Below are 15,714 nucleotides of genomic sequence, written 5' to 3' on the forward strand. Positions count from 1 at the left end.
CAAAGCGATCTATACGGATGATGTCATCAGAACAAAGTAAAAAATGATCGCTTTGATTTGGTCATCAATTGGCTATTGCTATGGATCTATACTGTATTTTAGTCATTAAAATTAATCTGGAATCAGTATGCATGAATATATTTAAGATATTGTTAGTTTTTTAATGTCATTGCTTCAATCAGATCAAAAGTGACAGTAGTAACATCTTGACTTAAATCACGATTATTAAAAATTTCATATGCACTGATAGTAATTTCAGTATCGCTTGGTAATAAGCGTTGTTCTTCTTCTATTAAGTCATGGATGGGTAGTAAGGTTTGTTGAATTTCTAGGTGTAAAATATCTTGGTATTCAATATTTTCATCTTCAAACTCAATCGATTGCTCATTGAAATAAGGCAGTAATATTGCATGGAGGTGGGGTTGAATTTCAGTAATATCAAAGATTTCAATATCACGCGTTTGTTCAATCGTGCTGATGTGGTCATTCACTTCAATAAGAATATGGTAGTAACTCACATTGCTCTCCAAAATGATTCATTAATTATTGTGTATTAAACATAGCATGAATAGAGACCAATCTTCAAAGAAAGCATTTAAAAAAATAACCAAATAGCTTTGGTTTTATGAGATTAGTATGTGTTGAAAAGATTTGATCATCTCAACATGGTGGGGATATATTGCATTATATTTGGATAAAGTATTGTTTTAAAAGCTTATTGAAGTGGTATCAATAATGATAGATATCATCTATTAAATTAAAAAACCGCGCTTTTAGCGCGGTTTTTTAATTAAAGTGATCAATTATTTTTTATCATCTTTAACTTCAGTGAATTCAGCATCAACAACGCCATCATCCGCTTTTTGTTGTTGACCCGCAGCATCACCTTGGAATGCATTTGGATCAAAACCTTGTGCACCCGCCTGACCTTGAGCTGCTTCATAAGCACGTTGCGTAATTGGCATCAAGATATTTTGTAATGCTTCAGTTTTTGCTTTGATTGCGTCAACATCATTTTCTTTTGTTGATGCTTCAAGTTCGTTAATCGCAGTCTCGATTGCAGTTTTTTCGTCTGCTGTTACTTGTTCACCAAGATCTTTAACTGCTTTTTGTGCACTAGCAACTAATGCATCCGCTTCGTTACGTGCTTTAGCAAGCTCTTCAAATTTACGATCTTCCTCAGCATTTGCTTCAGCATCTTTAATCATTGCATCAATTTCAGCATCGCTTAAGCCTGAGTTAGCTTTAATTTGAATTGATTGCTCTTTACCTGTGCTCTTGTCTTTTGCAGACACTTTTAAGATACCATCTGCGTTAATGTCAAATGATACTTCAATTTGCGGTACGCCACGTGGTGCAGGTGGAATATCGCCTAATTGGAAGTTACCCAACAATTTGTTTTGTTGAGCCATTTTACGTTCACCTTGGTAAACTGAAATGTCTACGGCTGGTTGGTTGTCTGCTGCAGTAGAGAACACTTGTGATTTTTTCGCTGGAATTGTGGTATTTTTTTCAATGATTGGTGTAAGTACACCGCCCATTGTTTCAATTCCGAGTGTTAACGGCGTAACGTCAAGTAGCAAGACGTCATTTTTATCACCAGAAAGTACAGCACCTTGAATTGCAGCACCCATTGCAACGGCTTCATCTGGGTTTACATCTTTACGTGGTTCACGACCAAAGAATTCTTGTACTTTTTGTTGTACAAGTGGCATACGTGATTGACCACCAACTAAAATTACATCAGAAATATCTGAAGTTGATAAGCCTGCATCTTTTAATGCAACTCTACATGGCTCAATCGTACGTGCCACAAGATCAGCAACTAAACTTTCTAATTTTGCACGTGTTACATTGATCACTAAATGTTTAGGACCTGTTGCATCTGCAGTGATGTATGGTAAGTTGATTTCTGTTGCATTTGCAGAAGAAAGTTCAATTTTTGCTTTTTCAGCAGCTTCTTTTAAACGTTGTAATGCAAGTGGATCATTTTTAAGATTCACATTTTGATCTTTTTTAAACTCTTCAACTAAATAGTCGATCAATGCATTATCAAAGTCTTCACCACCTAAGAATGTATCACCATTTGTTGACAATACTTCGATTTGTTGGTCGCCATCAAGATCGGCAATTTCGATGATTGATACGTCAAATGTACCACCACCTAAGTCATATACTGCAACTTTACGATCGCCTTCTTTTTTATCCATACCGAACGCAAGTGCTGCTGCTGTTGGTTCGTTGATAATACGTTTAACATCTAGGCCTGCAATTTTACCTGCATCCTTAGTTGCTTGACGCTGTGCATCGTTAAAATAAGCTGGAACGGTAACAACTGCTTCAGTAACAGTTTCGCCAAGGTAATCTTCTGCAGTTTTTTTCATTTTTTTCAAAATTTCTGCAGAAATTTGTTGTGGCGCTAATTTTTTATCGTTTACTTCAACCCAAGCATCGCCATTGTCTGCTTTGATGATTTTATAAGGTACAAGACCGATATCTTTTTGAACTGCTGCATCATCATATTTACGACCAATTAAACGTTTGATGGCAAATAATGTGTTTTTAGGGTTGGTTACTGCTTGGCGTTTTGCTGATTGACCAACGAGAATTTCCCCATCTTTATACGCAACAATCGATGGTGTAGTACGAGCACCTTCTGCGTTTTCAATAACTTTAACTTTGTCGCCTTCAAGAACAGCGACACATGAGTTGGTTGTACCTAAGTCAATACCAATGATTTTAGCCATTAGATGTTTTCCTCTAAAATTCTTTTGTGATTTGCATTTGTTATCGAATATGAGAGCCATTCAAAAATTTTCAAGTAATTTTTCATAATTTTTTTAATAAACTCTCGAACTTATAAGGCTTAAGCGCCAACCATCACCATAGCAGGGCGAAGTAAACGACCATTTAAGGTATAGCCTTTTTGTAATACATTGCCAATCTCATTACTTTTCACTGAAGGATCAATACCTACAGCTTGATGAAAATCAGCATTAAATCCATGATCAGTATCTACGACCACAACACCAAATTTTTCAAGTGTAGTCAGCAGTGATCTTAATGTTAATTGAACGCCCTCAAGCAAAGGTGATGCTTGGTTGTCAGCTGCCTGAATTGCACGTTCTAGATTATCGACAGAATCTAGCAATTCTTTAGCAAATTTTTCTAAAACGGTATCTTTATGTTTTTCAGATTCACGTTGAATACGTTCAATACTTTTTTGTGCTTCATAGACTGCATTTGCAGTACGTGCTGTTTGTAGCTTGAGATCTTCTTCGAGTTTGACAATTTGTACTTGTAAACTGTCAATCGTCACTTCAGCTTGCTCTGTATCTTGAGCCGTGTTTTGTTCCATTTGCTCTTGTTGGAGATCTTGAGCTTGTTCATTGTGCTCAGTTGCCATTGATTTACTCCGTTTAAATGGGTTTTTAAACATGTACAGTCCTTAATCGGCAGCAGAGTTAACTGCGTTAATGCTGAACTGCCATGAGTCTAATAAATTTCATGATTAGTGTAGAAGTCGGGGCATGTCCTTAAAATTCAAGCGAATGAGATGATTAATTTTATATATTTGTATGAATATGGGAGCATTTAAGCGCACATATTAAGTATTTTTTAGTTACTTGGTTAAAGATAATGCATGCGTAAATATATTTATTCTGTTGTTTTTAAGTTTGTTTTTTAGTCATTTTTTTATTGTGACTCAATATAGCCTTAGTTTATGTTGGTCGTAATTTAACTTAATTTTTATAGGATGCAGAAATCAAAATGTTAAAACATATCGTATTGACGAGTTTAATAGCGGGATTTACGGTCAATGTTTTTGCTGCTAAAAGCTGTGCAACGATTAGCACCGATATGGGGATGATTGAAATAGAGCTTTATCCAGATAAAGCACCAATTTCAGTCAAGAACTTTACACAATATGTAAATGCTAATTTTTATCCAGGTACGATTTTTCATAGAACTATTGATGGCTTTGTAATTCAAGGAGGTGGTTTGACTCAGCAGTTGCTGACTAAGCCAACGTATGCCGCGATTAAAAATGAAGCCAATAATGGCTTGTCTAATTTGCGTGGTAGTGTCGCAATGGCAAGAACCCTCAATCCAGATTCAGCAACCAGCCAGTTTTTTATTAATCTTGCTGACAATTCATATTTGGACTATTCGACGACCAATGCTGGCTATGCCGTATTTGGGCGGGTTATTAAAGGTATGTCTGTGGTCAATAAAATTGCGCAGCAGCCACTGAGTCAGTCACAAATGTTTAAAGATCTTCCTGCTCAACCTGTTGAAATATTGAGTGTGAAAATGACTTGCACAAAATAAGTGCAAACATATTAAAATCATTGAAAATAATTTTTCAATATTATTTTCAATTACTTATTAAATTTATTGCATGTATGTTGTTCAGTTTGTGCATAAAAATAGAGCACCTGTTCACAAATATTAAAAATAGGGGTTGCAAAGAAATGTAAATGCTCTAGAATGCACCCCATACCGACGAGATAGACGGAAACGAAGTTAGCACAAAGTGCTAAGTTGTTTAGTTTATTGAAGTTCAAAGCTTAGTATTGATGAGATACTAAGAAGATCATTAAGAAATTATGAAGAACAACTTGTGTGGATTTTTACTGATTGATTGATCGAAATATTATCATTGATTGATTGGTTTAAATTACTCGAAGTTTATTTGAGAGAATTTGTCAGAAAATTGATGAGCCAGATTTAGTAGCTTAGATTAAAGCTACAAAATGATTTTAACTGAAGAGTTTGATCATGGCTCAGATTGAACGCTGGCGGCAGGCTTAACACATGCAAGTCGAGCGGGGAAAAGTAGCTTGCTACCGGACCTAGCGGCGGACGGGTGAGTAATACTTAGGAATCTGCCTATTAGTGGGGGACAACATTCCGAAAGGGATGCTAATACCGCATACGTCCTACGGGAGAAAGCAGGGGATCACTTGTGACCTTGCGCTAATAGATGAGCCTAAGTCAGATTAGCTAGTTGGTGGGGTAAAGGCCTACCAAGGCGACGATCTGTAGCGGGTCTGAGAGGATGATCCGCCACACTGGGACTGAGACACGGCCCAGACTCCTACGGGAGGCAGCAGTGGGGAATATTGGACAATGGGGGAACCCTGATCCAGCCATGCCGCGTGTGTGAAGAAGGCCTTTTGGTTGTAAAGCACTTTAAGCGAGGAGGAGGGTACCTTGGTTAATACCCAAGAGTACTGGACGTTACTCGCAGAATAAGCACCGGCTAACTCTGTGCCAGCAGCCGCGGTAATACAGAGGGTGCGAGCGTTAATCGGATTTACTGGGCGTAAAGCGTGCGTAGGCGGCTTTTTAAGTCGGATGTGAAATCCCCGAGCTTAACTTGGGAATTGCATTCGATACTGGGAAGCTAGAGTATGGGAGAGGATGGTAGAATTCCAGGTGTAGCGGTGAAATGCGTAGAGATCTGGAGGAATACCGATGGCGAAGGCAGCCATCTGGCCTAATACTGACGCTGAGGTACGAAAGCATGGGGAGCAAACAGGATTAGATACCCTGGTAGTCCATGCCGTAAACGATGTCTACTAGCCGTTGGGGCCTTTGAGGCTTTAGTGGCGCAGCTAACGCGATAAGTAGACCGCCTGGGGAGTACGGTCGCAAGACTAAAACTCAAATGAATTGACGGGGGCCCGCACAAGCGGTGGAGCATGTGGTTTAATTCGATGCAACGCGAAGAACCTTACCTGGTCTTGACATAGTAAGAACTTTCCAGAGATGGATTGGTGCCTTCGGGAACTTACATACAGGTGCTGCATGGCTGTCGTCAGCTCGTGTCGTGAGATGTTGGGTTAAGTCCCGCAACGAGCGCAACCCTTTTCCTTATTTGCCAGCACTTCGGGTGGGAACTTTAAGGATACTGCCAGTGACAAACTGGAGGAAGGCGGGGACGACGTCAAGTCATCATGGCCCTTACGACCAGGGCTACACACGTGCTACAATGGTCGGTACAAAGGGTTGCTACCTCGCGAGAGGATGCTAATCTCAAAAAGCCGATCGTAGTCCGGATTGGAGTCTGCAACTCGACTCCATGAAGTCGGAATCGCTAGTAATCGCGGATCAGAATGCCGCGGTGAATACGTTCCCGGGCCTTGTACACACCGCCCGTCACACCATGGGAGTTTGTTGCACCAGAAGTAGGTAGTCTAACCGCAAGGAGGACGCTTACCACGGTGTGGCCGATGACTGGGGTGAAGTCGTAACAAGGTAGCCGTAGGGGAACCTGCGGCTGGATCACCTCCTTAACGAAAGATTGACGATTGGTAAGAATCCACAACAAGTTGTTCTTCATGCAATATATCTGAGGGTCTGTAGCTCAGTTGGTTAGAGCACACGCTTGATAAGCGTGGGGTCACAAGTTCAAGTCTTGTCAGACCCACCATGAACAAGACTTAAAGTACTACTTTAAGGCGAAGTGCAAGACAAACGAACGAAAGTGAGTGCGTAGTGTATGGGTTCAAGGATTCTGAGTGAAAAGAAACAAGATATATTGAGATCTTAAGCTGGGGACTTAGCTTAGTTGGTAGAGCGCCTGCTTTGCACGCAGGAGGTCAGGAGTTCGACTCTCCTAGTCTCCACCAGAGTTTGGAAATAGCGAAATATATTTCGCCCAAACGCAAGACAAGCAGCTATGCTGCGCGTAGCGTTACTCTGAGTGTTTAGACTTTAATCGAACGAAAGCTAGATTATAGAGCTTAGTGATAAAGCATTGTATAATGCATTGTTATTAATCTCTGTGATTTATCACAGTTTACTACGTGCTGACGAGGCAGTAGTTAATCATTAACAGAATATATTTGAGTTGAAATAATTTGTTCATACTCGTTTCAAGTAAGTAATTACAAGAAATGAGTTACTAGCGATTAAACTGAATCAAGCGTTTTGGTATATGAATCTAATTGAAGCTGTATAGTGATTAAGTTCACAAAGCTCTAAACTGTAATGTTGGTTGTTCTACTTGTAGGAACAAACGACTGTTTGGGGTTGTATAGTCAAGTAATTAAGTGCATGTGGTGGATGCCTTGGCAGTCAGAGGCGATGAAAGACGTAATAGCCTGCGATAAGCTCCGGGGAGGCGGCAAATATCCTGTGATTCGGAGATTTCTGAATGGGGAAACCCACTTACCATAAGGTAGGTATTGCAACATGAATACATAGTGTTGCAAGGCAAACGAGGGGAAGTGAAACATCTCAGTACCCTTAGGAAAAGAAATCAATTGAGATTCCCTCAGTAGCGGCGAGCGAACGGGGAACAGCCCATTAAGTTATGTGTGTTTTAGTGGAATGCTCTGGGAAGTGCAACCGTAGTGGGTGATAGTCCTGTACACGAAAGGGCACACATAATGATGACGAGTAGGGCGAGGCACGTGAAACCTTGTCTGAATATGGGGGGACCATCCTCCAAGGCTAAATACTCCTGACTGACCGATAGTGAACCAGTACCGTGAGGGAAAGGCGAAAAGAACCCCTGTGAGGGGAGTGAAATAGATCCTGAAACCGCATGCATACAAGCAGTGGGAGCCGACTTGTTCGGTGACTGCGTACCTTTTGTATAATGGGTCAGCGACTTACATTCAGTAGCAAGGTTAACCGTATAGGGGAGCCGTAGGGAAACCGAGTCTTAATAGGGCGTTTAGTTGCTGGGTGTAGACCCGAAACCAGGTGATCTATCCATGAGCAGGTTGAAGGTTGGGTAACACTAACTGGAGGACCGAACCCACTGTCGTTGAAAAGCCAGGGGATGACTTGTGGATAGGGGTGAAAGGCTAATCAAACTTGGTGATAGCTGGTTCTCCCCGAAAGCTATTTAGGTAGCGCCTCGGACGAATACCATTGGGGGTAGAGCACTGTTTCGGCTAGGGGGTCATCCCGACTTACCAAACCGATGCAAACTCCGAATACCAATGAGTACTATCCGGGAGACAGACTGCGGGTGCTAACGTCCGTAGTCAAGAGGAAAACAATCCAGACCGCCAGCTAAGGCCCCAAAATTATAGTTAAGTGGGAAACGATGTGGGAAGGCATAGACAGCTAGGAGGTTGGCTTAGAAGCAGCCACCCTTTAAAGAAAGCGTAATAGCTCACTAGTCGAGTCGGCCTGCGCGGAAGATGTAACGGGGCTAAAACTATATGCCGAAGCTGCGGATGTATACTTTGTATACGTGGTAGGGGAGCGTTCTGTAAGCCGATGAAGGTGGATTGAGAAGTCTGCTGGAGGTATCAGAAGTGCGAATGCTGACGTGAGTAACGACAAAACGGGTGAAAAACCCGTTCGCTGAAAGACCAAGGGTTCCAGTCCAACGTTAATCGGGGCTGGGTGAGTCGACCCCTAAGGCGAGGCCGAGAGGCGTAGTCGATGGGAAATTGGTTAATATTCCAATACTTCTGTGTAATGCGATGAGAGGACGGAGAAAGTTAAGTCAGCCTGGCGTTGGTTGTCCAGGTGAAAGGATGTAGGCATGTATCTTAGGCAAATCCGGGGTACTCTATGCTGAGATCTGATAGCAAGCGAGTTTACTCGCAAAGTGGCTGATACTATGCTTCCAGGAAAAGTCTCTAAGCTTCAGTTACACAGGAATCGTACCCGAAACCGACACAGGTGGTCAGGTCGAGTAGACCAAAGCGCTTGAGAGAACTCTGCTGAAGGAACTAGGCAAAATGGTACCGTAACTTCGGGAGAAGGTACGCTGCTGTCGGTGATGGAACTTGCTTCCTGAGCTGATGGCAGCCACAGAAACCAGGCCCCTGCAACTGTTTATTAAAAACATAGCACTCTGCAAACACGAAAGTGGACGTATAGGGTGTGATGCCTGCCCGGTGCTGGAAGGTTAATTGATGGGGTTAGCGTAAGCGAAGCTCTTGATCGAAGCCCCAGTAAACGGCGGCCGTAACTATAACGGTCCTAAGGTAGCGAAATTCCTTGTCGGGTAAGTTCCGACCTGCACGAATGGCATAATGATGGGGGCGCTGTCTCCAGCAGAGGCTCAGTGAAATCGAAATCGCCGTGAAGATGCGGTGTACCCGCGGCTAGACGGAAAGACCCCGTGAACCTTTACTGCAGCTTGACATTGAACTTTGATCTTACTTGTGTAGGATAGGTGGGAGGCTTTGAAACCGAGACGCTAGTTTCGGTGGAGCCAATCTTGAAATACCACCCTGGTAATATTGAGGTTCTAACTCTGTCCCGTAATCCGGGACGAGGACCATGTCTGGTGGGTAGTTTGACTGGGGCGGTCTCCTCCTAAAGAGTAACGGAGGAGTACGAAGGTGCGCTCAGCGTGGTCGGAAATCACGCGTAGAGTATAAAGGCAAAAGCGCGCTTAACTGCGAGACCCACAAGTCGAGCAGGTACGAAAGTAGGTCTTAGTGATCCGGTGGTTCTGTATGGAAGGGCCATCGCTCAACGGATAAAAGGTACTCTGGGGATAACAGGCTGATACCGCCCAAGAGTTCATATCGACGGCGGTGTTTGGCACCTCGATGTCGGCTCATCTCATCCTGGGGCTGAAGCAGGTCCCAAGGGTATGGCTGTTCGCCATTTAAAGAGGTACGCGAGCTGGGTTTAGAACGTCGTGAGACAGTTCGGTCCCTATCTACCGTGGGCGCTGGAAATTTGAGAGGATCTGCTCCTAGTACGAGAGGACCAGAGTGGACGAACCTCTGGTGTACCGGTTGTGACGCCAGTCGCATCGCCGGGTAGCTATGTTCGGAAGGGATAACCGCTGAAAGCATCTAAGCGGGAAGCCTACCTCAAGATAAGATTTCCCTTGGACTTTATGTCCTCTAAAGAGCCGTTGAAGACTACGACGTTGATAGGTTGGATGTGGAAGCATGGTGACATGTGAAGCTGACCAATACTAATTGCTCGTGAGGCTTGACTATACAACACCCAAACAGTTGTATATAAAGCATCAATCGATTCATAAAACATCATCTAACGATGAAAATACTTGATTTAGTATCGCTGATCGAACATCATATCCAACTCAGATATAATCTCTGTTAATAACTCATTTGGTAGAAAACTTAGCAATAGGTAAGTCTAAGCAAGTATCCATAAACAGTTGTGCTGGCGACAATAGCAAGAGTGAACCACCTGATCCCTTCCCGAACTCAGAAGTGAAACCTCTTCGCGCTGATGGTAGTGTGGCGTTAGCCATGTGAGAGTAAGTCATCGCCAGCTCATTATTCGAAAATCCCTCAAGCCATCGCTTGAGGGATTTTTTTTGGTTTTATTTTTAGTTGCGATACTGATTTAACTTTTTGTTGAATTAATTGTGACTTGATCTCGATTTTAATGCTTAAAAAAAGAATAAATTTTGTTTAGCGCAGGATTATATTTTCTCAATTTCTTAAAAAAAGCCAAATGAAAAGAGTGAATTTGCTCATTTTACAAAAAAAAACTGGTCTGATGAGGTTAGTTTTTTGGCCGCTTATACGACTTTCGTATAGTATTTGTGCTATTTTTTGTATGGTCAACTACTGGCATAACACATTGCTCGTCAAATAAGCACGTCACAATAAAAGCTTATGACGCCTAATGGATGTAAAAATAATGAAGTAAATCTCACAGGAGGTGAGAGATGACTAGTAATACTGTTAGTGTTAATGATGTGATTAATAAGGCAACTTTTAAACCTTTTCACTTAAAAATCATACTTTGGTGTTTGTTTATCGTACTTTTTGATGGCTACGATTTGGCAATCAATGGGGTTGTATTGCCATTATTAATGCAAGAATGGAATATGACGGCAGTTGAAGCTGGAATGTTGGCCAGTACTGCTTTGGCTGGGATGATGTTCGGCGCAATGTCATTTGGTATGTTGGCAGATCGCATTGGTCGTAAAAAAGTGATTATGATCTGTGTAACGTTATTTAGTGGTTTTACATTTTGGGGTGGATTTGCTTCTAATCCAACAGAATTTGCCGTATTACGCTTTATTGCAGGTCTAGGTATTGGTGGGGTATTACCTAATTTAGTGGCATTAACCTCTGAATATGCACCACAACGTTTAAAAAGTACTTTAGTGACAACCATGTTTAGTGGTTATGCGGTCGGCGGTATTATGGCAGCATTATGTGGTTCATGGTTTACAGCGAGTTTCGGCTGGCAAATTATGTTTTACATAGCCGGTATTCCACTGATTTTTTTACCATTATTTTGGAAATTTGTACCTGAATCTTTAACCTATTTAGTGAAAGAACAGAAACTTAAGGATGCACGTCACTTTTTACAAAAAGTTGAACCGACCATCCAACTTAAAGCAGATACTCAATTGGTTTTATCTAGCACAGATCAAACACAAACTGCATCAGTGAAAGCATTATTCACCGAAAATAGAGCGGGTGGAACGGTGTTATTTTGGGTGGCCTTCTTTATGTGCTTGCTGATGCTTTACGCATTAGGTAGCTGGTTACCAAAATTGATGATGGCAGCAGGTTATTCTTTAGGAAGCAGTTTAATGTTCTTACTTGCACTGAATATTGGTGCAGTGATTGGAACCATTGGTGGTGGTATTCTGGCAGATCGTTTTGATTTTAAACCTGTCTTGATTAGTATGCTAACGGTCGGCGTGTTGTCTTTAGTTGGCTTAGGTTTTAACTCTCCACAACCGGTGATTTATTTATTGGTTGGTTTAGCAGGCGCATCTTCAATTGGTAGTAGTATTTTACTGTATAGCTATGTAGCTCAATATTATCCGGTTGCTGTACGTTCAACTGGTATTGGCTGGGCTTCTGCGGTGGGGCGTACTGGTGCGATTGTTGGCCCAATTGTAATTGGTATGTTATTGGGTATGGAATTACCACATAAATGGAACTTTATTGCAGTTGCCTTACCGGGTATTGTGGGTGCTTTTGCGATTGCATTTATCCGTGTTCCACAGACTTCACCGGTATTATCAAAACAGTTAAAAGCAGCAAAAATTTAAAAATATTGATTTAATTCAATTACTCCTGATTAGAAAGCCCCTGAATATATTGGGGCTTTTTATATTTATAATTAAACTATTTATAAGATAAATTTAAAAAAAATCGATTTATTTTTATATAAGTTATTAATAATTAGACTAATGTTGAATTTTTATATCACTATAAATCATGTGAATATAGCGCCACTACTTTAGTGAATGACTTCAGGCATGCAATCAGAGCAAGATGCAGCTGAAGGGCGCTAGTTAAAGTGCAAGGAAACATAGATTCACAGGCGATAGGCATGACACTTCAAGCAGTAAACGTCAATAATATTATTGATAAAGCAAGATTTAACTCTTTTCATTTTAAAGTAGTGGCATGGAGCTTACTTATTATTCTTTTTGATGGCTATGATTTAGCGATTAATGGAGTTGCCTTACCTTTGCTCATGGAAGACTGGGGATTAACTGCTGTACAGGCTGGAATGCTTGCTAGTACCGCACTTGCTGGTATGATGTTTGGGGCCATGATTTTTGGTTCTTTAGCCGATAAAATTGGCCGAAAAAAAGTCATTATGATTTGTATTGTCCTTTTTAGTGGACTGACTTTTGCGGGTGGTTTTGCGTCTAATCCGACAGAGTTTGCAATTTTACGCTTTTTAGCTGGTTTAGGCATTGGTGGTGTAATGCCAAATTTAGTGGCATTAACTTCTGAATATGCACCACAAAAAATGCGTAGTACTTTGGTGACAACCATGTTTAGTGGCTATGCGGTAGGTGGCGTGTTGGCTGCTTTACTTGGTGCATGGTTTACCCCGCAATATGGTTGGGAAATTATGTTTTGGATTGCAGGTATTCCTTTATTTTTATTACCCGTGATCTGGAAATTTTTACCAGAATCCTTAACGTTTATTGTGAAAGAAAATCGACAACAAGAAGCGCGTCAGATTGTACGCCGCTTGGATCGTCAAGTGACTGTAAAAGACGATACTGTATTTGAATTACATCAAGTTGATGTTCCTGAATCAGCATCAGTTTCAAGCTTATTCAAGCGTGGCCGTGCAATGAATACACTATTGTTTTGGTTAGCCTTTTTTACCTGTCTTCTGACGATGTATGCATTAAGTAGCTGGTTGCCAAAATTGATGATGGCAGCAGGTTATTCAATGGATAATAGCTTGATGTTTATGATGGTGATGAATATTGGTGCAGTGATTGGTATTGTCGGTGGCGGTATTCTAGCTGACCGTTTCCATTTAAAACCAGTGTTAATGTGCTTAGGTTTAATAGGTGCGATTGTGATGAGTTTAATGGGATTACAATCTAACCAATTTTTATTATATCTGTTGGTATTCTTAGCCGGTGCAGCTTCTATTGGTTCACAAATGTTACTGTATAGCTATGTTGCACAGTATTACCCATTGGCGATCCGTTCTACAGGAATTGGCTGGTCATCTGCAATTGGTCGTATGGGTGCGATTGTTGGTCCTATTTTAATTGGTGCATTATTAGGGATGAGCTTACCTGCCTATGTTAATTTTATCGCAGTAGGTTTACCAGTATTAATCACTGCTATTGCAGTGTCATTAATTCGTCATGAAGACACACCTGAAAAAATTAATCTCGCGCAGTTAAAATCTGCCAAAGTGTAATACCTTCAATTCAATACTCTGATTTGATCAATCAGATCAGAGTATCCTCACTAATGGTTAAACATCAGTTTATCCAACCTCATCTTAATCAACCTGATTCTAAAGCGATATCACATCATTTTAAAAATAGACTATGGCCTATAACGATCAATTAAAGCGATCTAAAGCCACCATCATGTTGATGAATATTAAAATAACCAATCCAGTGATGTTAACTTGTTATGGTCATTATTTTGCTTGATGTTGACATAAACGCTATTTTTTGTGATTTATTCGTTTATTTACCAAGATTGGATGATGACAATTGATCTTTGTTCATACAAAAGGAACTTTTTAATTTTTCTAATTAAAAGTATGATCAATACTCAACATACTGAGAATAATTTACAGAAAATCTTTGAAAATATCGGTATTGTTTGAATGATCTTCAGATAAATTTTCAACATTATCTTTAACCAAGAAGCGATGAACATTTATCCGTTTGTACAGGGAAATAGTATGCTCAAAAGGTATCATTTCTCGACAAACCACAATATTTTATTGGTATTTGACATGTTGATTTAATAAGCAAAATAAATAGCATGTAAGTATACCTAAAGTTTTAGGTGTTTTATGACAAATTCTCGTGAAAACTGGTCTGCCCGATCAGGTTTTATTATTGCGGCAATTGGTTCTGCTGTTGGTTTAGGTAATATTTGGCGTTTTCCTTATGTTGCTTATGAAAATGGTGGTGGAGCCTTTTTAATTCCATATTTGATTGCTATTTTTGCTGCTGGATTACCGTTATTATTTCTGGATTATGCGGTAGGCCATAAGTTTCGTAAAGCACCACCAACGGCATATAAAAAATTAATGAATGCCGAATCTTTAGGCTGGTGGCAGGTCATGGTGACCTTAATGATTGGCTTGTATTATGCCAGTGTGTTGTCATGGGCTGGAACCTATATGTTCTATTCTATTGGGCAACAATGGGGAACCGATACACAGCACTTTTTCTTTTCAACCTATCTACAAAATGCCGATCAGTTAACGTTTGGTTTTGTACCTGTACTGTTTTTAGGTTTGGTGACGGTATGGCTGGTGATCATGCTGATTTTATATGGCGGTGTACGTCGTGGTGTAGAGTTAGCCAATAAAATTTTTATGCCGTTATTGGTGGTTTTATTTACCATTTTAGTGATTCAAGCATTACGTTTACCCGGTGCTGTAGATGGTTTAAATGCATTTTTTACTCCAGATTGGCATGCCATGATGAATTATAAGGTTTGGCTGGCGGCATTTGGTCATATCTTCTTTTCGCTGTCAGTCGGTTTTGGCATTATGTTGACCTATGCCTCTTATCTGAAGGAAAAAACCAATTTAACGGGTTCAGGGATTGTGGTGGCATTGGCCAATTCGTCTTTTGAAATTTTGGCGGGTATTGGTGTTTTTGCAGCGTTAGGCTTTATGGCATTTAGCTCTGGTGTTGAAGTTAAAGAGGTTGTCTCTGGTGGGATTGGCCTTGCATTTATTGCTTTTCCTAAAATTATTTCCAGTATGGGGGCAGGCGGGGATGTTTTTGGATTCCTGTTTTTTGCATCACTTACGGTTGCAGGTATCACCTCCATGGTGAGTATTTTGCAAGTTCCGATTGCAGCCTTTCAAGATAAATTGGGGTGGTCACGGTTTAAATCAGTCACCCTGATTGCAGGTAGTTCGGCTGTTGTTTCTACACTCATTTTCTCAACACATAGTGCCATTACTTTTGTCGATATCATTGACTATTTTGCCAATAATATTGGTATTGTCGGTGGTGGGGTATTATCGATTATTTTACTGTCATGGTTCCGTCGTCCATTACTGGCGCAACTACAAGCACATATCAATCAATATTCAAGTATTAAATTAGGTCGAGGCTGGAACTTTTTATTGACGATTGTGACGCCACTGTCTTTATTGATCGCATTAGGTTTAACATTTAAATCTATTGTATTAGAAGGCTATGGTGGCTATCCAACCATGACATTATGGTTGATTGGTGGCGGAACATTAGCGGTGCTGATTTTCGGTGCTGTTGCATTTCGCTTACCAAAAGATCAAGAATAGAAGGAGTCT

General features: G+C 40.7%; 7 protein-coding genes, 2 tRNA genes and 3 rRNA genes. 9 read left to right on the forward strand and 3 right to left on the reverse strand.

The features are described 5' to 3' along the window. Positions 1-152: 152 nt before the first annotated feature. The 3 genes from QSG86_RS04575 to grpE all read right to left on the reverse strand — a co-directional run bounded on the left by QSG86_RS04575 (position 153) and on the right by grpE (position 3,406). On the reverse strand, positions 153-530 hold the full coding sequence (locus tag QSG86_RS04575) for a hypothetical protein (RefSeq protein ID WP_410487443.1): 378 nt from the start codon (positions 528-530) through the stop codon (positions 153-155). 273 nt (positions 531-803) lie between these two features. After that, positions 804-2,747, reverse strand: a complete 1,944-nt coding sequence (gene dnaK, locus QSG86_RS04580) for a molecular chaperone DnaK (protein WP_317030409.1) — start codon at positions 2,745-2,747, stop codon at positions 804-806. A gap of 119 nt (positions 2,748-2,866) precedes the next feature. Beyond that, positions 2,867-3,406 (reverse strand): nucleotide exchange factor GrpE, encoded by a 540-nt coding sequence (grpE, locus tag QSG86_RS04585; RefSeq protein ID WP_317032671.1) that lies wholly within the window; start codon positions 3,404-3,406, stop codon positions 2,867-2,869. A 365-nt stretch (positions 3,407-3,771) separates the two neighbouring features. Between grpE and QSG86_RS04590 the strand changes: the two genes are divergently transcribed. The 9 genes from QSG86_RS04590 (at position 3,772) to QSG86_RS04630 (ending at position 15,705) form a co-directional block, all read left to right on the forward strand. Continuing rightward, entirely contained in the window at positions 3,772-4,332 is a 561-nt protein-coding gene (locus QSG86_RS04590; RefSeq protein ID WP_317030410.1) for a peptidylprolyl isomerase, read from the forward strand. A gap of 432 nt (positions 4,333-4,764) precedes the next feature. Next, a 16S ribosomal RNA gene (locus tag QSG86_RS04595) occupies positions 4,765-6,302 on the forward strand. Between the two features lie 60 nt (positions 6,303-6,362). Then, positions 6,363-6,439: transfer RNA gene (locus QSG86_RS04600), tRNA-Ile, on the forward strand. Between the two features lie 123 nt (positions 6,440-6,562). Then, positions 6,563-6,638, forward strand: a tRNA-Ala gene (locus tag QSG86_RS04605). Between the two features lie 409 nt (positions 6,639-7,047). Beyond that, positions 7,048-9,938, forward strand: a 23S ribosomal RNA gene (locus tag QSG86_RS04610). A 186-nt stretch (positions 9,939-10,124) separates the two neighbouring features. Beyond that, positions 10,125-10,239: ribosomal RNA gene (gene rrf, locus QSG86_RS04615) — 5S ribosomal RNA — on the forward strand. The 16S, 23S and 5S rRNA genes sit together here with 2 tRNA genes alongside, the layout of an rRNA operon. Positions 10,240-10,639: 400 nt before the next feature. After that, positions 10,640-11,986 carry an MFS transporter gene (locus QSG86_RS04620; protein ID WP_317030411.1) on the forward strand — a complete coding sequence of 449 codons (1,347 nt, stop codon included), beginning with the start codon at positions 10,640-10,642 and terminating at the stop codon, positions 11,984-11,986. Between the two features lie 284 nt (positions 11,987-12,270). Beyond that, positions 12,271-13,620: an MFS transporter gene (locus tag QSG86_RS04625; protein ID WP_317030412.1), complete on the forward strand. Its 1,350-nt coding sequence runs from the start codon at positions 12,271-12,273 to the stop codon at positions 13,618-13,620. A 612-nt stretch (positions 13,621-14,232) separates the two neighbouring features. Continuing rightward, on the forward strand, positions 14,233-15,705 hold the full coding sequence (locus tag QSG86_RS04630; RefSeq protein WP_317030413.1) for a sodium-dependent transporter: 1,473 nt from the start codon (positions 14,233-14,235) through the stop codon (positions 15,703-15,705). Positions 15,706-15,714: the final 9 nt, after the last annotated feature.

Origin of the sequence: Acinetobacter sp. SAAs474 (assembly GCF_032823475.1) — a bacterium.
In the GTDB taxonomy this organism is placed as follows: Bacteria; Pseudomonadota; Gammaproteobacteria; order Pseudomonadales; family Moraxellaceae; genus Acinetobacter.

Coding starts and splice junctions, on each gene's coding strand:
- dnaK (WP_317030409.1), bottom strand. CDS start 2,747: ATGGCTAAAATCATTGGTATTGACTTAGGTACAACCAACTCATGTGTC.
- grpE (WP_317032671.1), bottom strand. CDS start 3,406: ATGGCAACTGAGCACAATGAACAAGCTCAAGATCTCCAACAAGAGCAA.
- QSG86_RS04590 (WP_317030410.1), top strand. CDS start 3,772: ATGTTAAAACATATCGTATTGACGAGTTTAATAGCGGGATTTACGGTC.
- QSG86_RS04620 (WP_317030411.1), top strand. CDS start 10,640: ATGACTAGTAATACTGTTAGTGTTAATGATGTGATTAATAAGGCAACT.
- QSG86_RS04625 (WP_317030412.1), top strand. CDS start 12,271: ATGACACTTCAAGCAGTAAACGTCAATAATATTATTGATAAAGCAAGA.
- QSG86_RS04630 (WP_317030413.1), top strand. CDS start 14,233: ATGACAAATTCTCGTGAAAACTGGTCTGCCCGATCAGGTTTTATTATT.